Origin of the sequence: uncultured Maribacter sp., from assembly GCF_947496775.1 — a bacterium.
In the GTDB taxonomy this organism is placed as follows: domain Bacteria; phylum Bacteroidota; class Bacteroidia; order Flavobacteriales; family Flavobacteriaceae; genus Maribacter_B.
This window is the reverse complement of sequence record NZ_CANMDU010000003.1, coordinates 307,524-325,484: the sequence shown is the minus strand read 5'-3', so window position 1 is coordinate 325,484 and position 17,961 is coordinate 307,524. Positions and strand designations below refer to the sequence as shown.

Genomic DNA, 17,961 nt, shown 5'->3' with positions numbered 1-17,961 from the left:
GTTCTTCCACTTTTAGCTTTAATTACAGTTCCAGGTTCAATAGTTAAGGTAGCTCCTTCTTTTACTGTTAAAGATCCAGTAAGGGTATATTCTTCAGAAGCTAATAACTTAGTATCTTCAGTAATTTCACCGCTTAAATCTGGTTCAACACCACCTTTATCTGGGTTTATAGTTCTATTATCATCATCAGACGAACAAGATGCTAATACTATTGCAAAAGTTAATAATGTTAATACTTTAATTTTTTTCATTTTCTTCAATTTTTTGTGTTTTGTTTACTAGGTGCAAATAAAAAGACGAAGTCTCAATTTTGTTTTACATAAATATTAGCATTTTGTTAAGAATAAAGCGCAATGTTAATTTATTGTATGTTCGTTAAATAAGTAAAAATCCCATCTTAATTTTGAGATGGGATTTTTAAGTTTAATTAAAAGTTTAATGATAAGCCAGCGGATAAAGAAAGCCCTCTTTTATAAGAGTTCATTATCAATTTTTCAGGAACATCTCTATATCTTTCAAAACTTGGATTTAGTAAATTTTTTGCATTAAATTTAAGAGCAACAGTTTTATTGAATTTGTGACTGAAAACAAAGTCTAAAGAAGGCGCAGCTTTTTCTATTATATTTTCTTTAAAATTGGTTCCAATACTAAAGACTTTATCACTTTGATAATTAAAAATTAAAGAAGAAATAGTTTCTTTTTCTTCTTTATTAAATTTATAAGAAATATTTGCATTTACGGTCAAAGGAGAAGCTCCTTCTAATTGCGAATCATTTCCTGTGTAATTAAAAAGTGTATTTTCTGTATTAAACTCTAATTTAGTTTTCATTAAAGTTAGGTTTGCACCGAAACTTATATTTTTCCTTTTGTCCTCACCAATTTCTTTATCAAAAAGATTTAGTTTTGTTTCGGCTTCAATACCAAAAACAGTAGCATCACCAGAATTGTCGAAAGTAAAATCTCTTTCAATAGCAGAATTTCTTTCTAAACGGTTTATAGAGTTTTCAATAAGTTTACCAAAGGCTCCTATAGCAAATACTTCATTCGACTTAGGGAAAAATTCAAATTTAATTTCAGCATTATAATTGTCAGAAGGCAACAGAGCAGGATTTCCTGATTCTTGAAAGTTAATACCTTCATAAGTAAAAGGAGCTATTTCTTTAAACTGTGGGTAGGTATATGATAAACTACCAGAAGCTCTTAAGTTAATTTTTTCGTTAAGCTCATATTTTAAGTTTAAGGTAGGTAATATATAATCCTTATCTAAATCTATACTGCTATTACTCGAAAATCCAGGGAAACTAATGTTGGTATCCCATGTTACGTTCATTTTAATATTTTCTGCTCTTAGCCCTAAATTGGCAGTAAATTTATCCCCAAATTTATAAACAGCATCTACATATGCAGCATGTGCTGTTTTTTCTGCATCATAAAGTTGTGGTAAAAAAGTTTCAGCATCATCATTATTTCTTCCTCTTGATGTTTCCACTCTGAAGATTCCATTGTCCAAGTTGTTTTGATTAAATAGTTGATTTGGGTCGTTTATATCAACAAATGCAGTTCTTGGACTTGAAAAATTGTGATCAAAATATATACCATCAAATTTCCTTTCACTAATTATACCATTATACCCTAGTGTAATTTTTCCTTTGTTTTCATATCTATCGCCAAAGTATTTTATACCTGCTAAATTCCCGGCAATATCTGTTTGAAAAAGGTTTCCGTAAAATCTACTATTGTCTCTAACAGCATTTTGCGATATTCTAGTGGTATTGTCATCGTTGTTTATAATCAATGTATTCTTTCTTCGATCTGGCTCATCATTAAAAATTGCATTATATGCTAGTGCAGCATTAACATCTATAGATTCACCCAACTTGTTGGTAGAAAGTAGTTGATTGACAAATAATCTATTTTGTGTTTCTGTCTGAAGAGTTAAGTTGACTAATCTATTATCATCAGAATCCCTACCTACATCATTCGTCGTTCCAAGGAAGTCTTGGATTTTCTGATTATTTGAATGTACGAATAAATGGTTAAAGCTTATTTTATGATTGTTATTTATTTTATATGCTATGTTAGCCATAACCATTTTTGTTGCTTGATAATCGAAAGTTTTTGTACTGAATTGAGAGCCAATGTTGCCAACATCAACAATGTTTTCAGAAATACCTTCCCTATAGCCATATTTATTATCAAATGAACCAACTAAGAATATGCCTAAAGTGCTTTCTTCTGAAAGTTGATATTTTTTTCCAAGATTTATAGAGACCCCTAAGTTTGGGTTTGCTGTAGTATTCTCGGGAGTATAACTATTGTTAAAATTGTATAGGTTTAAATCTCGAACACTATGCTTGGAATCATTATTAACACCAATCCAATTCGCTCCATCTATTTGTTTAAAGTCTTTAAATGTTGTTTGGCTATTTCCTCCAGAGGAGATACCTATTTTAATTAAAGATGTAGATCCAGCTTCTTTACTAACAATATTTATATTGGCACCAGCGACATCAGAAGAAATGTCCGAAGTGAAAGCTTTTGTTATTTCAACATTTTCAATAATATCAGTACCAAATAAGGATAAAGCAATATTTTTATCTCTAGGGTCATTAGATGGTAGAGGTAAACCATTAAGTGTCGTACTATTGTATCGATCTCCTAGCCCTCTAACATATATTTTACTAGAACCTTCTTTTTTATTAACTCCGGTTACCTTAGTAGTAGCTTCTGCAGCATTTGATACTGCTTTTTTGGCTAATTCTTGAGCACCAATAGCTGTTTTAATAGAAATAGCCTTCTTCTGATCTAGTAATAAAGCAGCTTCAGAATCTTTTCTGGCAGTTGTTGTGACTACAACTTCATCTAAAGAAACTCCTTGAGAAGCGCTCATCGGAGTATTAATGGTGGTTACCTTTCCACTTTCTACAACAACGTTAGGGATTTCTATAGTTTCATACCCTAAATAACTAAATACTATAATGTATGTACCAGGTTCTAAATTAGAAATTTCATAAAGACCATCGAAATCGGTTGTGGTACCTTTAGTTGTTCCTTTTATTAAAACATTTGCAAAAGGTAAAGGTTCGTTATTAACCTCTTTGTCTGTTAAAGTACCAGCAATACTTCCTGTTTCTTGTGCCTGTAGTAGCGCTACGCTAAAAATAAAAAGACACGTTAAAAATTTTCTCATTAAATATAATTGTTTGTTCTATTATGGCGCAAAGAAACCTCTAGGGTGTAAAAGTCGGGTTATCCCCATGTTAAACATTTATTGTTTTAGTGTTACATTATTGTTACTATATTAAATCAATGTTAAGCGAGGTTAAGTGTAATAGTATTATCTTTACTTTTGGCTGATAACCTATTATTGAAAACCAAAATGAAAAAGAAAGACATTAAGATTCTCTTAGTAGATGATGAGCCAGATATTTTAGAAATTGTCAGCTATAATTTATCTACAGAAGGGTACCAAGTATTTACAGCAAAGAATGGGGTAGAAGCAGTTTCAATGGCTAAGAAAAAGACGCCACATTTAATTATATTAGATGTCATGATGCCAGAAATGGATGGTATTGAAGCATGCGAAATCATTAGAGGAACTTCTGGACTAGAGAATACAATTATTACTTTTTTAACGGCAAGAGGAGAAGACTATTCGCAAGTTGCTGGTTTTGATGCTGGGGCTGATGATTATATTACAAAGCCAATAAAGCCAAAAGTATTAGTTAGTAAAGTAAAAGCATTATTAAGAAGATTAAAGGAAGATAATGCAACTTCAGAAGATATTGTACAAGTTGGTAATATTATTATTAATAGAGAAGAGTACAAGATAATTAACAATGGAAAAGAAATAATTCTTCCTAGAAAAGAATTTGAATTATTAGCATTATTAACATCTAAGCCTAGTAAGGTTTTTAAAAGAGAGGTCATTTTAGATAAAGTCTGGGGGAACGAAGTTGTCGTGGGTGGGCGTACTATAGATGTGCACATTCGTAAACTAAGAGAGAAAATAGGAGAAGACCATTTTAAAACGGTAAAAGGTGTAGGGTATAAGTTTGTATTGTAATGGCCATAAAAGTAAAAAGGTCTTATAGATTTGCACTTAGGTCTTCTGTGATTATTTCACTTTTGGCGGCATTAGTATTATATGGTTTGCAATGGTATACTAATACGATGAACTATGGCGTACTTATTATATTTATAGCATGTTTATTTGGTTTTTCTGTTGCTATTTTACAAGTTAGAATAGAAAAATTTATATACAGAAGGATTAAAAAAATCTATGATGATGTTGCTCTTTTAGAATCCTCTTCATTAACATCGGACCCTATTACTACAGATATGCGAACATTAACTGCAGAAATAGAAAAATTTGCAAAGGATAAAAAAATAGAAATAGATACTTTAAAAATTAGAGAAGAATATAGGAAAGACTTTTTAGGGAATGTATCTCATGAGTTAAAAACGCCATTATTTACTGTTCAAGGTTATATTTTAACCTTATTAGATGGCGCAATGGAGGATCCAAAAATTAGGAAAAAATATTTAGAGAGAGCTGAAAAAGGGGTAGACCGTCTAATTTATATTGTAAAGGATTTAGATTTAATTACAAAGCTAGAAGTAGGCGATTTAAATCTGGAATTGGAAAGGTTTGACATATTGGAATTAATTCAAAGCGTTTTTGATCTGTTAGAAATGAAAGCAAGTAAAAAGGAAATTACGCTAATGTTCGATATGGATTATCCAGAACCAATTTATGTATACGGAGATGAAGAGAAGATACAGCAAGTATTAACCAATTTATTAGTTAATTCTATTAAATATGGCCATGTTAATGGAACAACAGAAGTTAGTGTAGAAAATTTGATTAAAAATAAAGTTATAATTAGAGTTACGGATAATGGAGAGGGAATTGCGGCTCAAAATATTCCCAGATTATTCGAACGTTTTTACCGAGTAGATAAAAGTGGAAGTAGAAAAGAAGGAGGTTCTGGATTAGGTCTTTCTATTGTAAAGCATATTATTGAAGCGCATGGCGAAAAAATCTATGTAGAAAGTGTAGAAGATTTAGGCTCCGAGTTTTCGTTTACACTAGAAAAAAGCACTGAAGAAATAGATACAAATCTATAATTAGGTAACCATTGATTTTCTTAGCTTTGCTGCACGCTAAAAAATATACTTTCCGTGGGAAGCAAAAACAAACTCAAAAGATTTAAGGAAAACGAAACATTTTCCAACGTAATACAACCAACTAGAGAAGAAATAGAAAAGGGTACTTTTTCTAAAAAAGGAAAATGGGCCTTGCATTTTGGTAATACTAACCCAATTGTATTAGAATTAGGTTGTGGTAAAGGAGAGTATACAGTAGGTTTAGCTAAAAGAGATAAAGACAAAAATTATATCGGTATAGATATAAAAGGCGCTCGTTTTTGGCGTGGTGCTAAAACGGCTTTAGAAGAAGAATTAACCAATGTGGCTTTTGTTCGCACACAAATAGAGCTAATTGATAAAATTTTTGAAGCTCAAGAAGTGTCTGAAATTTGGATTACTTTCCCAGATCCTCAGATAAAATATAAACGTACCAAGCATAGAATGACAAATAAGTCCTTTTTAGCGAAGTACAAGAGAATTTTAAAAACCGAGGGTACAGTTAATTTAAAAACAGATTCTGAATTTATGCATGGGTATACTTTAGGGTTATTACATGGTTTAGGCTTGGAAGTTTTATATGCTAATCATGATGTTTATAAAAATGAAGGAAGTCCAGAGGAAGTATTAAAAATTCAGACTTTCTATGAAAATCAGTATCTTGAAAAAGGAAAACCAATTACCTACATTAAATTTAGAGTAGTCTAGTTCTATGGGACATTTATTAATCCTTTTTTTTGCTACATTTTCAGCAGCATTTATGGCTACCGTTCCGCCAGGGTTACTGAATATGAACGCTGCTAAAACTAGTGTAGAAAAAGGAAAATTAAACGGAATAATTTTTAGTTTAGGAGTTTCAACGGTAATAATGATACAAGCATATGTAGCAGTATTAATTTCTAAAATGCTACATAACAACCCACATGTAATAGATATTTTATTGCAGATAGCTTTGGTGGTTTTTGCATTTTTTGCAGTGTTTTTTTTTATTGCTGCTCGTAAGAACAAAAAAAAGAAAGTTAAGATTATTAAAGTAAGTAAAAAGAATAGTTTTTTTAAAGGAACCTTATTGGCTGCATTGAATTTACTAACGGTACCTTATTATAGTGGTCTTAATGTAATGTGGAATGCCTCTGGTTGGATAAAATTTGAGCTTTGGGACATTATTATTTTTGTTCTGGCGGCTGGTTTAGGCACATTTTCCGTGCTATACATGTACACTATATATTTTAATAAGTTAGAAAACAAGACCAATAGATTTTCTCAGAATTCTAATTATATATTAAGTGGATTAATGTTAGTGTTATTTGTTATCACAATTTTTAGGTTGTTAAATAACTAGATTATGGCAGATAATCAAAATTTTTTCGAAAGGGTTTATAAAATTGCTCGTTTAATTCCTCCTGGTAGAGTAACTTCTTACGGTGCTATTGCCAAGTACTTGGGGGCTGCTCGTAGTGCTAGAATGGTAGGTTGGGCAATGAATGGCTCTAGTTTAAAAGAAGATATTCCAGCGCATAGAGTAGTAAATAAAGCAGGAATTTTAACTGGGAAACATCATTTTGATGGGACTAATCTTATGCAACAATTATTAGAAGGCGAAGGGATAGAAATTGTTGATAATCAAATTCAAAATTTAGATAAACATTTTTGGGATCCTTTTTTAGAATTAGAAGAACTTTAAAAGAGCAAAGTAAATTTAGTTTCTATGTCGTTAGAAACAACAATGATACTACCCCCATGTAACCTCATAATGTGCTTAGAAAGGCTTAAACCTATACCAGAACCTTTGTTTTTGGTAGTAAAAAATGGAATAAATATTTCGCTCATAACCTCTTCGGAAATTCCCGAGCCGTTATCTATTACCTGAATGTATTTGGTGTGATTTTCATTTATACCAGCAAGTAATGTTATAACACCGCCAGTATCTCTATTCTCCAATGCCTGAAAAGCATTTTTAATTAGGTTAATTAATACTTGATTTATAAGTTTTTCATCGGCAAAAATTTCTAAATCAAAAGGTTTTACAATAGTCTTTATGGTAATATTAGTATTGGAGTTTTCTAAAAGTAGTCGGGCATTATCTAATAATTTTAAAGCAGAAATAGGCTCTTTATCAGGATTGGGAACACTTAAAAAAGTTCTATAAGACTGTACAAAATCCATTAAATTTTCTCCCTGCTCTTTTATAACATCTAGTCCTTTGGAAGTACTTTTAATTTGGTTTTCGGTTAGCTCATTTATTGGTTTTATAGAGTCTCCTACTTTAAAGAATTTTGAAATAGATGCAGAAATTGATGTAATTGGAGTTATAGTATTCATAATTTCATGGGTTAAAACCTTTATTAACCTAATCCATGAGTCCGTTTCATTTTTATCTAATTCTTTATGAATGTCTTGCGCAACTACAAGTAAGAGTTCTTCTTTGTTTAGCATTACAGAAGTAGATTTTATACTTAATTGCACCTTTTCCCTTTCATTTGAAAATTGAAAAAGCTTATTTTCAAAAGGTTCAATGTTGGAAAAAAAACGATGTAACTCTTCACTAACTTGTGCTAGTTGGTTTATATGATTTAATGGTTTGTAATTTAGTAGGTTCTCCATCATTGGGTTTACAAATAGTATGTGCCCTTTTTTATTTAATGTAAGAATACCAATGTTGGCTTGTTTTATAATTTCTTGATAGTATTTTTCTTGAGCCTCATTTTTTAAATACACTTTTTGAATCATACTATTTAGCATATTTAGGCTAGAATTGAGTTCTCTAAGCGATTTTATATCTAAATTTTCAGGAAAACGAAGTGTAAAATCTTCATTCTTAATAGAGTTAAAAAAATGCGCAATTTTCCTATTAGTGTTATTTGTAAATTGAATAAGGAGACTGGTCTGAATAATTAATGCTATTGCAGCAACAATACCTAGGGCATTGTATTCTTTTAGGAAAAAAAATGCCATGACAATTGCAGTGACTACAATACCCAAAATCCTAGTAATTAATTGGTAATAAAAGTTTTTACTAATCATTTAGCTACCCTTTTTCTTAATTTTATTATATAAGGTTTGTCTTGAAATTCCTAATTGATTTGCCGCAGCGCTATAGTTACCATTATGCTTTTCTAAGGCACTATCAATTAATTGCAACTCCATTTCTTCTAATGTAAATGTGTTACTTTTGAGCGAAGGAGAACTACTTGTATTTAGTAATAAATCTGTGGATTTTAATATAGTTCCTTCACATAGTATAACAGATCGCTCCATAGTATGCTGTAGTTCTCTAATGTTTCCAGGCCAATAGTATTTTTTTAGCTTTTCTTCTGCGTCTGCATTTATTTTAAGCCCGTTTTTAGCATATTTATTACCGAATTTTTTTAGAAAGAAATCTGCTAAGACTAAAACGTCATTATCTCTGTCCCGTAACGGAGGAACCTCGATACAAATAGTATTAATGCGATACAATAAATCTTCTCTAAACAAACCATCTGCTACCATTTGTTCTAAATTGCAATTGGTAGCGCATATTAATCTTATATCTACTTCGATTGGTTTGTTTGATCCTACTCTAACAATAGTTTTTTGTTGTATTGCAGAAAGCAGTTTTGCTTGGGTCTGTAAAGAGAGGTTTCCTATTTCGTCTAAGAATAATGTGCCACCTTGCGCAGCCTCGAACTTACCCGCGCGATCTTCTTTAGCATCTGTAAAAGAACCTTTGGTATGACCAAAAAGCTCGCTTTCAAAAAGATTTTCGGAAATAGCTCCCATATCTACCCCTATAAAGACTTTATTTTTCCTTGGAGACATTCTATGTAGTTCTCTTGCTATTAATTCTTTTCCGGTGCCGTTTTCTCCAGTAATTAAAACATTTACATCTGTTTTAGCTACTTTATGAGTAAGGCTCAAAACGGAATTTAATGCTTTGGAGTTTCCAATTATGTATTTTTTATCCTGATTTATATGTTGGGTTAATCTACTTTCTTTTTCCTTTAACTGATGAATTTCTTTTTTCGATTTTCTAAGCTCATAGGCAGATTTTACGGTAACCAAAAGTTTATCATTATTCCATGGTTTTAAAATAAAATCGGAAGCCCCTTCTTTTAAAGCTTGCACAGCAAGTTCAACATCTCCATAAGCTGTCATCATAATAACGGAAGTGTTTGGGCTTTTTTTTATGATTTCTTTTAACCAATAGAGCCCTTCGTTACCAGAATTTATTCCCGCGGAAAAATTCATATCTAAGAGTACAATATCTACCTCTTTTATATTTGGGTATGAAGATATTTGATTAGGATTAAAAATAGTATCCACACTATTATATTCGGACTGTAAAAGAATTTCAAGCGCACTTAGAACACTCTTGTTATCATCAATTACTAAAATTTTACCATTAATCATAGTATTGTTAATTATAGACTAAAACTACAATTTCATTAGAGAACTTGTTATAAAGTGTAAATTTTTTGGACACTTATTGTACAACAATTTTACACTAAGGTATATGTACTGTTACAGGTTTAATTGTAATGCACTGATTTTGAGCAATATAAAATTATGGCATGAAGGTAGCAAGTATTGCTGCAAATGAATATGAATTTTAAGGTTTTGAGAAAACTATGAATTTAAAAAACAAAGTACTTCTACTTTTATCGCTTTTTATGTTTGGAAGTATTTTTTCGCAAAAACGTTGGTCTTTGGAAGATTGTGTTTCATATGCAATTACAAATAATTTAAACCTTAAGGATTTTGAGTTAACAACGGCTTCTAGTAAGGAAACATACAAACAATCATTTCGAGAAATGCTTCCAAGTGTATCTGGATTTTCCGATTACAACTTAACATTTGGTCGGTCAGAGGATCCTAATACGGGTCTTTTTGTAAACTCAGACTTTTTCTCCAATAACTACTCATTAAATGCGTCATTAGATTTATTTCAAGGGTTTCAAAAACTTAATATGATAAAGGCTTCAAAATATTTGTATAAAGCAAATATGGAGGATGTAAAACGACAAAAGTTTTTATTGGCTTTTAGAGTAATGTCAGCGTTTTACGATATTCAATATTATGAAGGACTTTTGGCTATATCTAATAGCAAGGTTAAGGTATCTAAAACTAATTTGGTACTTGTAAAAAAACAAATAGAATTGGGAATTAAGGCGGGAGCAGACATACATGAGGCAAAATCTACTTTACTTACTGATGAGCTTGAGGTGACTCAAAACTCAAACCTTTTACAAGAGGCAAAACTAAGACTTATACAAGAGATTAACTTAGAAGGTGAAAGTACCATTGAAATTTATACAGAACTTTTAGGGGAACATAAAAATGAGCAGGAACCAAAGCAAAACACCGATTCCATTTTTACCTATGCAAAAGAGTTTTTACCAACAATAAAAGCACAAGAACTTAGAGTGAAAGCAGCAAAAAAGGAAATGAAGGCTGCAAGAGGGGCATTATATCCTTCACTTAGACTATTTGCAGGAATTGGAACCGGATATTTTGAAACAAATACAAGTGAAGCTACAAACGAGGTAATTCCTTTTAAAACACAGATAGAGGATAATATGTCTAAGAGAGTTGGTGTATCGCTTAATATACCAATAAGTGACAAATGGTCAAGACGGTCACGGGTAAAACAACAAAAAATTGCTTATATGAGAGCAAATAATAATTTAAAAATACAGGAACAACAATTGTATCAAACCATTCAGCAGTTGATACAAAGTAAAAATGCTTTAGCTGTTGAATACGAGCAAAGTTTTCAGCAAATGAATGCAGGTGAACAGACTTTTAAAATTGCCCAAAAAAAATATCAAAAAGGATTAATTAGCGCCTTAGATTTAAATCAGGCTAAAAATTTATTTGCAACGTCGCAAAACAAAAACTTGCAGGTAGGTTTATTGCTAAAAGTAAACAGTAGTACATTGGATTTTTATAGAGGGTTACCTGTGTTTAATATAAATATGAATAATTAAAATGGATATACAACTAGAAAAAAAGAAAGGATTAAAACCAAAGCATTACGGTTACATTGCAGTAGGGGTTTTGTTACTTTTTGTATCATGGAAATTAGTGTTTAATAGCACAGGAAATACCTTTAGAACGGAAAAAGACAAACTATCCATTGCCGTTGTAAGTGCCGGTAAATTTGATGATTATATAACTATAAATGGTTCTGTAGCTCCTATCTCAACTATTTACATGGATGCCTACGAAGGTGGTCGTGTTACCGAAAAGCTAATTGAGGAAGGTGCAATGGTGAAAAAAGGAGATATTATTTTAAAACTAGAGAACAGAAATTTATATGAACAAATATTAGCTAGTGAAAGTAATTTGGCTTTAAAACAAAATGATTTAAGATCTACTAAATTAACTTTTGATTCTAGACAGGTTGAAGGTAAAAAATCGCTTGCCAATACGGAGTATGATATGAATAGATTAAAGCGAAATTTTGAACAAAATGAGTCGCTTTATAAAGAGGAGTTAATTTCTAAAGAGGAGTATTTAATTACTAAAGAAGATTACGAATTGTCAAAAAAACAGCTTCAAATTGTACGGGTACAAACTAGCCAAGATAATGCTTTACGAGAAACCTCTTTAAAAGAATTAGACGCAGATTTAGCACGTATGCAAAAAACGCTTTCAATGGTTTACGAGCGTATAGACCATTTAAATGTTAGGGCTCCAGCGGATGGGCAATTAGGTTTTTTAGATGCGGAAATAGGACAAAATATTGCACAAGGACAGCGTATTGGACAAATTAATGTTCTAACAGATTATAAAATTGAGGCTGATATTGACGAACATTATATTGATCGGGTTAAGAGAGATTTAAGTGCTACGTTAGAGCGCAATGGCAAGGAGTATAAGCTTAGATTACGAAAAGTATATCCAGAAGTTAGAAATGGTAAATTTAAGGTGGATCTTGTTTTTACTGAAAACAAACCAGAAACCATTAGAGCGGGTCAGACATACAATATTAAATTACAATTAGGAGAATCTAATGATGCATTATTGTTACCAAAAGGAGGGTTTTTTCAAAGTACTGGCGGTCAATGGATTTTTGTAGTTGATGTTAATGGCGAAACTGCTATTAAACGTAATATCCGTATTGGAAAACAAAACTCAAGATATTATGAAATTTTGGAAGGTCTAGATAATGGAGAACAGGTAATAACATCTAATTATGATAGTTTCGGAGATGCAGACCGAATAGTGTTGAAGTAACTGTCACAAGTAAACATAAAAGATATCTTTTAATATATAAAATCAATCTAAAAAATGATACAGATACAAAATCTTAAAAAAAGTTTTAGAACCGAGGAGGTGGAAACTTTGGCTTTAAATGGAGTAAATCTGAAGGTCGAAAAAGGCGAGTTTGTTGCCATAATGGGACCATCTGGTTGTGGAAAATCTACCCTTTTAAATATTGTCGGAATGTTAGACAATCCAACTGATGGTTCGTACAATTTTGCAGGTCATGAGGTTGGTCATCTTAAAGAAAATCAAAGAACCCAATTACGAAAAGGGAATTTAGGTTTTGTTTTTCAAAGTTTTAATTTGATTGATGAACTTACGGTTTATGAAAATGTTGAGCTACCACTTATTTATTTAAAAATGAATAAAAGCGAGCGTAAACTAAAAGTAATGGCGGTTTTAGAGCGTATGAAAATTGCGCATAGAGAAAAACATTTTCCACAACAACTTTCTGGGGGACAACAACAGCGTGTAGCAATTGCTAGAGCTGTAGTAACTAATCCAAAACTCATATTAGCAGATGAGCCTACAGGTAACTTAGATTCAAAAAACGGAATTGAGGTAATGAACCTTTTAACAGAGCTAAATCAAGAAGGAGCAACTATTGTTATGGTTACCCATTCTGATAGAGATTCACATTACGCGCACAGAGTAATTAATTTGTTTGATGGGCAAATTGTAACAGAAAGCAAAAATAGAGCAATTGGAGCAATGGTATAGGGCGCAGTTTATTTATCAATCTTAATCATTAATCAAGAAACAGACAATCATGATTAAAAATTATTTAAAAATCGCTTGGCGAAACATTATAAAAAGAAAATTGTTTGCTACCATAAATGTACTAGGGTTGGCACTAGGTTTTGGAAGTAGCATTTTAATTTACATGTTTTTAAACTACAATTTATCTTTTGATAATTTTCATAATAATGAAGACCGTATTTATAGGATAAACACGGAAGAGCATAGAGGGGGAGATGTGCAGTATATGCCAAGTGTTCCTCCAGGATTGGCTAAAGTTTTTAGAGAAGATTATAACTATGCCGAAAAAGTTGCAAAAATTTGTGATAGGGAGGAAATGATTATTGATTTTGAGCAGAAAGGGGTTGTTAAGAAGTTTAAAGAAGATGTTTATTTTGTAGAAGAAGATTTTTTCCAAATTTTTACTTTTCCACTTCTTCATGGTGGAGACAAAGTTTCGCTGTCAGCTCCAAATACGGCAGTTGTTACTGAAGACCAAGCTATAAAAATGTTTGGCAAAACAGATGTTGTAGGCAAGACCTTTGTTCTTGAAAACGATAAAATTATTAAGATTACGGGAGTGTTGCAAAACATACCTAAAGCTTCGTTCTTAGAACATGAGCTTTTTATATCGTTTGTTAATTTAGAAGATTTCTTTGAATTTGCAGCTCATGAAACTTGGAACGGAATGACAAGTAATTTAAAGACTTATGGTCTTTTACACCCAAACCAAGATATATCCGCTATAGAAACAGCAATTGGTGAACTACCTAAAAAACACAGGCCAACAAGTAAAAACAAACATGTATATAAACTACAACCGTTATCTGATATTCATTTTAACTCAGATTATGGTGGACTTAATCCTGTTCTACCAGTAATATTTGGTATAGTGGGACTTTTTTTAATTGTAATAGCAAGTATTAATTTTATTAATATTTCTACAGCTCAAGCCTTTTACCGTTCTAAAGAAATTGGAATTAGAAAAGTGTTAGGTAGCTTTAAACAGCATCTTTTTTGGCAATTTATGTCCGAAACTTTTATTATTAGTCTCTTTGCCTTAGGAATAGGGTTTTTATTTGCGTTTTTGTTTTTGCCATCATTTAACAACCTTTTTGAAATTGAGTTATCTTTTAAAGATTTATTTAGTCTCCAATTTTTTGGTTTTTTAACTGTAATTCTATTGTTGGTTTCTTTTTTGTCAGGGAGTTATCCTGGAATTTTAATGAGTAGAATTATTCCGGTGCTGGCGCTTAAAGGAAAACTAAGTCATAATGACACTGGCGGATCTAGTACACGTAAAGTATTAGTTGTTGCCCAATTTACAATATCTATTATCCTTATCGCGAGTACAATTATAATTTCAAGACAAATAGATTATGCGGTTAATACAGATTTAGGCTTTGACAAAAATTTTATTACAATGCTCCCCATTCCAAGAGACATAGGGGAAGATAAACTGTATAGTCTTAAAAACCGTTTACAACAAATTCCAGGAGTAGAGAATATAACGGGTTGTTTGACTAGCCCTGGAGGTTCTCAAAGTATATGGAGTGCAAATATTAGATATAATAACCGACCAGAAGATGAAGAATTCAGCATTTTATCAAAGCTTGGTGATGAAGATTACATTAAAACGTTTGATTTAGAGCTGGTTGAAGGAAGGAATTTTTTTAAAAGAGATTCTATTGATGAGGTTATTGTAAATGAAAAATTAGGAGAAAAGTTAGGGTTGAGTTCGTCTCGTGAACTAATTGGTAAACAAGTTAAATTAAATGGGAATTCTATAAATGCCACTATTGTTGGCGTGGTTAAAAACTTTCACGATAATAATTTTACTGAAGGGATAAGCCCAATGTATATAGCTCCACAAACCAAATTTTATAGTGAGTTTGCTTTGAAAATTAATAGTCAAAATTCAAATGAAATCATCGCAAAAGTAAAAGAAAAATGGTCCGAAACTTTTGAAGAATATATTTTTGAACATAGATTTTTAGATGAACGAATTGCAGAACAATATGAGACTGAGCAGCGGTATTTGTCACTTTCAAAAATCTTTTCAGGATTAGCTATTCTAATAGGCTGTTTGGGTCTTTATGGATTAATTCTATTCTTCGTAGGGCAGCGAACTAAAGAGATAGGCGTTAGAAAAGTTTTAGGCAGTAATATTGGTAATATTCTGGTTTTATTCTCTAAAGATTTTATAAAACTAATTGCAATTTCAGGACTTATTGCCACCCCGATTACATGGTATTTTATGGAGCAATGGTTAAAAGGTTATGCCTTTAGAACCCAAATACTGTGGTGGTATTTTATAGTAGCAATAGTTGCGGTAATAGTAATAACCTTAATTACAATTAGCTATCAAACTCTGAAAGTAGCAACTACGAGTCCGGTAAAAAGTTTACGGTCGGAGTAAAACATCATCAATTAAAAATAGATAGTCATGGTTAAAAATTATTTAAAAATCGCTTGGCGAAATCTTCTAAAAAATAAAGTTTACTTTTTTATAAATATTCTTGGCTTGTCTATTGCTCTTACAGTATCTTTTTTGTTGCTCTTATGGGTATATGATGAGTATAAGATGGATAAGTTTCATGCAAACAATGATAGACTTTATCAGGTTAAAAGAACAATACCATTAGAAGAAGGGGTCTTAGATGTTTATGAAACGGTACCTTATCAATTGTTAAGAACGGCCAAAGAGCAGATACCGGAAATAGAAAGTTATATTACTCTAGGCCGCAGTTTTAATGATAATCTAAGGGTAAATGACATGGACTATAGAGCCACTGGAACATTTACGAATGCAGATTTTTTTAAAAGTTTTTCTTTTCCGATTCTTCAAGGTGATATTTCGCAGTTAGATAACAAACCAGAGGCTATTGCAATATCTGAAAGTCTTGCTCTTAAGGTGTGGGGTGAAAACTGGAAAAGAAAAGCAATAGGTAACCCTATACAAATTCTTGAAATTGGAAATTTTACTGTGGAAGCGGTTTATAAAGATTTTCCAAAAAACTCCTCTATTCAAAATGATTTTTACTACAGTTTTAATGGATATTTAAAGAAGAACGATTGGATGCTTGAATGGGGAAATAGAGGTATGCAAGGTGCCTTTCTACTTCAAAAGGGCACAGATGCTAATAAAGTGGCTGCTAAAGTTCAAACACTATTTCAAGCTAATATCGAGGGAGAACAGAAAGAAGGCAGCTTTTTACAAAAGTTCTCAGACAGCTATTTGTATGGTAAGTATAATGAAAAAGCGGAAGTGGCTGGTGGACGCATTGAATATGTACGGATTTTTATGATTGCAGCAATCTTTTTGCTATTAATTTCATGCATTAATTTTGTGAATCTTTCCACGGCATATGCAACCAAAAGAGCAGGTGAGATTGGAGTTCGAAAAGTGAATGGTGCTGGAAAGAAAACTTTGGCACAACAGTTTCTTACTGAAACTGCTCTTGTAACACTTATATCTTTTATAATAGCTTACGTTTTGGCTTGGATGTTGTTACCGGCTGTAAACCAATTTGTTGGAAAAACGTTGGATATCGGAATTACCCAGCCAATAGTTTGGCTTAGTATTCTAGTAGTATTTACCTTAACCACATTACTCTCTGGGGCTTACCCTGCGGTAGTTATTTCTTCGTTTAAAACTATTGATGCCTTGAAAGGGAAAACGCAGGAAAAAAGAAACACAATTTCCTTTAGAAAAGGATTAGTTGTATTACAATTTGGATTAGTCATTTTACTTATGGTTGCCGCGATTATAGTGAAGTTGCAAGTTCAATATATCAATGAAAAGGACTTAGGAATTGCCAAAAACCACATTGTATCAACACACCAAGATGAGAAGCTTACAGAAAAATATGAAGCCCTTAGAAACGAATTGGTTGCGTCAGAAGCAGTTGAGGATGTTACGCTGGCTGGTCCTTTCCCGCTAGATATTGGAGCGTCCACAAGCGGAGTTAGTTGGCCTGGAAAAGCAAAAGAGCAACAAAATATAGAATTTTCTCTGCTATGGACTGCATCCAATTTTCCTGATGTTTTTGAAATTGCATTAGATAAGGGTAGATATTATCCAGTAGGAAGTAAAGACACCGTGAATATTGTAATTAATCAGAAAGCGGTTGATATAATGGGGCTTTCAAATCCGGTCGGTAAAACAATAGAAGTTTGGGGTACACAACGAAAAATTATTGGAGTGTTGAAAGACTTTCATAATAGGTCGCTTTATGAAGCTATACAACCTTCGATTTTCTTTTTAGATCCAACAGATGCGGGAACAATGTTTATCAAGCTAAAAGCAGATGGTACTAAAAGAGGATTGGCACACATTCATTCAACTTTTGAAGAAATTTTACCAGACACTCCGCTTCACCTTGATTTTGTGGACGAGGAGTATGCTAAGAAGTATAAAAGTGAAACTTTAGCTAGCGTACTAACATATTACTTTGCCTTTGTTTCTATCCTTGTTTCATGTCTAGGCCTTTTTGGTTTGGCGACGTTTATAGCTAAACAGCGTACTAAGGAAATCGGAATTCGAAAAGTATTAGGTGCTAGTGTAAGTGGTATCACAACCTTAATATCTGTGGACTTTCTTAAGCTGGTAGGGTTAGCCATACTAATAGCTTCTCCTATAGCATATTATTTAATGAGTGGATGGCTTGAGGGTTTCGCCTATAGAATAGAAATATCATGGTGGGTTTTTCTTAGTACAGCCGCTTTAACCATATTTATAGCTTTTTTAACTATTGGTTTTCAGGCCGTCAAGGCGGCTATGACAGAACCAGTACAGAGTTTACGTTCAGAATAATCATCAATCAT

General features: G+C 32.1%; 13 protein-coding genes and 1 pseudogene. 10 read left to right on the top strand and 4 right to left on the bottom strand.

The window, feature by feature from the left end; translation table 11 throughout:
• Both Q0856_RS08085 and Q0856_RS08080 read right to left on the bottom strand, forming a co-directional pair.
• Positions 1 to 251: pseudogene (locus tag Q0856_RS08085) on the bottom strand (hypothetical protein); the annotation flags it as partial.
• A gap of 176 nt (positions 252 to 427) precedes the next feature.
• Positions 428 to 3,190, bottom strand: a complete 2,763-nt coding sequence (locus Q0856_RS08080; RefSeq protein WP_298504033.1) for a TonB-dependent receptor — start codon at positions 3,188 to 3,190, stop codon at positions 428 to 430.
• A 189-nt stretch (positions 3,191 to 3,379) separates the two neighbouring features.
• Here Q0856_RS08080 and Q0856_RS08075 point away from each other — a divergent pair, with 189 nt between their 5' ends.
• Genes Q0856_RS08075 through Q0856_RS08055 form a run of 5 tightly spaced genes read left to right on the top strand, consistent with a single transcriptional unit; the run spans position 3,380 to position 6,832 of the window.
• Entirely contained in the window at positions 3,380 to 4,066 is a 687-nt protein-coding gene (locus tag Q0856_RS08075; protein WP_298477388.1) for a response regulator transcription factor, read from the top strand.
• A complete protein-coding gene (locus Q0856_RS08070; RefSeq protein ID WP_298477391.1) occupies positions 4,066 to 5,130 on the top strand; it encodes an ATP-binding protein in 1,065 nt (354 codons plus the stop codon). Before Q0856_RS08075 ends, Q0856_RS08070 begins: the two co-directional genes overlap by 1 nt.
• A gap of 54 nt (positions 5,131 to 5,184) precedes the next feature.
• A complete protein-coding gene (gene trmB / locus Q0856_RS08065) occupies positions 5,185 to 5,856 on the top strand; it encodes a tRNA (guanosine(46)-N7)-methyltransferase TrmB (protein WP_298477396.1) in 672 nt (223 codons plus the stop codon).
• A 4-nt stretch (positions 5,857 to 5,860) separates the two neighbouring features.
• Entirely contained in the window at positions 5,861 to 6,490 is a 630-nt protein-coding gene (locus Q0856_RS08060; RefSeq protein WP_298477400.1) for a LysE family transporter, read from the top strand.
• A 3-nt stretch (positions 6,491 to 6,493) separates the two neighbouring features.
• Positions 6,494 to 6,832 (top strand): MGMT family protein, encoded by a 339-nt coding sequence (locus tag Q0856_RS08055; protein WP_298477403.1) that lies wholly within the window; start codon positions 6,494 to 6,496, stop codon positions 6,830 to 6,832.
• Here the strand turns inward: Q0856_RS08055 and Q0856_RS08050 are convergent.
• Positions 6,829 to 8,172 carry an ATP-binding protein gene (locus Q0856_RS08050; RefSeq protein WP_298504031.1) on the bottom strand — a complete coding sequence of 448 codons (1,344 nt, stop codon included), beginning with the start codon at positions 8,170 to 8,172 and terminating at the stop codon, positions 6,829 to 6,831. The two genes, Q0856_RS08055 and Q0856_RS08050, sit on opposite strands and share 4 nt — an antisense overlap.
• Entirely contained in the window at positions 8,173 to 9,537 is a 1,365-nt protein-coding gene (locus tag Q0856_RS08045; RefSeq protein WP_298504028.1) for a sigma-54 dependent transcriptional regulator, read from the bottom strand. It abuts the gene before it with no gap.
• A 218-nt stretch (positions 9,538 to 9,755) separates the two neighbouring features.
• Here Q0856_RS08045 and Q0856_RS08040 point away from each other — a divergent pair, with 218 nt between their 5' ends.
• The 5 genes from Q0856_RS08040 to Q0856_RS08020 are packed head-to-tail and all read left to right on the top strand — an operon-like array spanning position 9,756 to position 17,950.
• Positions 9,756 to 11,114 carry a TolC family protein gene (locus tag Q0856_RS08040; protein ID WP_298504025.1) on the top strand — a complete coding sequence of 453 codons (1,359 nt, stop codon included), beginning with the start codon at positions 9,756 to 9,758 and terminating at the stop codon, positions 11,112 to 11,114.
• A 1-nt stretch (position 11,115) separates the two neighbouring features.
• A complete protein-coding gene (locus Q0856_RS08035; RefSeq protein WP_298504022.1) occupies positions 11,116 to 12,366 on the top strand; it encodes an efflux RND transporter periplasmic adaptor subunit in 1,251 nt (416 codons plus the stop codon).
• Between the two features lie 54 nt (positions 12,367 to 12,420).
• Positions 12,421 to 13,116 carry an ABC transporter ATP-binding protein gene (locus Q0856_RS08030; protein WP_298504019.1) on the top strand — a complete coding sequence of 232 codons (696 nt, stop codon included), beginning with the start codon at positions 12,421 to 12,423 and terminating at the stop codon, positions 13,114 to 13,116.
• A 49-nt stretch (positions 13,117 to 13,165) separates the two neighbouring features.
• Positions 13,166 to 15,553 (top strand): ABC transporter permease, encoded by a 2,388-nt coding sequence (locus tag Q0856_RS08025; RefSeq protein ID WP_298504016.1) that lies wholly within the window; start codon positions 13,166 to 13,168, stop codon positions 15,551 to 15,553.
• Between the two features lie 27 nt (positions 15,554 to 15,580).
• A complete protein-coding gene (locus tag Q0856_RS08020) occupies positions 15,581 to 17,950 on the top strand; it encodes an ABC transporter permease (protein ID WP_298504014.1) in 2,370 nt (789 codons plus the stop codon).
• Positions 17,951 to 17,961 lie beyond the last annotated feature (11 nt).

Bases quoted from the DNA above. Each gene is read 5' to 3' on its own strand.
- Q0856_RS08080 (WP_298504033.1), bottom strand. From the start codon at position 3,190: ATGAGAAAATTTTTAACGTGTCTTTTTATTTTTAGCGTAGCGCTACTA.
- Q0856_RS08075 (WP_298477388.1), top strand. From the start codon at position 3,380: ATGAAAAAGAAAGACATTAAGATTCTCTTAGTAGATGATGAGCCAGAT.
- Q0856_RS08070 (WP_298477391.1), top strand. From the start codon at position 4,066: ATGGCCATAAAAGTAAAAAGGTCTTATAGATTTGCACTTAGGTCTTCT.
- Q0856_RS08060 (WP_298477400.1), top strand. From the start codon at position 5,861: ATGGGACATTTATTAATCCTTTTTTTTGCTACATTTTCAGCAGCATTT.
- Q0856_RS08055 (WP_298477403.1), top strand. From the start codon at position 6,494: ATGGCAGATAATCAAAATTTTTTCGAAAGGGTTTATAAAATTGCTCGT.
- Q0856_RS08050 (WP_298504031.1), bottom strand. From the start codon at position 8,172: ATGATTAGTAAAAACTTTTATTACCAATTAATTACTAGGATTTTGGGT.
- Q0856_RS08045 (WP_298504028.1), bottom strand. From the start codon at position 9,537: ATGATTAATGGTAAAATTTTAGTAATTGATGATAACAAGAGTGTTCTA.
- Q0856_RS08040 (WP_298504025.1), top strand. From the start codon at position 9,756: ATGAATTTAAAAAACAAAGTACTTCTACTTTTATCGCTTTTTATGTTT.
- Q0856_RS08035 (WP_298504022.1), top strand. From the start codon at position 11,116: ATGGATATACAACTAGAAAAAAAGAAAGGATTAAAACCAAAGCATTAC.
- Q0856_RS08030 (WP_298504019.1), top strand. From the start codon at position 12,421: ATGATACAGATACAAAATCTTAAAAAAAGTTTTAGAACCGAGGAGGTG.
- Q0856_RS08025 (WP_298504016.1), top strand. From the start codon at position 13,166: ATGATTAAAAATTATTTAAAAATCGCTTGGCGAAACATTATAAAAAGA.
- Q0856_RS08020 (WP_298504014.1), top strand. From the start codon at position 15,581: ATGGTTAAAAATTATTTAAAAATCGCTTGGCGAAATCTTCTAAAAAAT.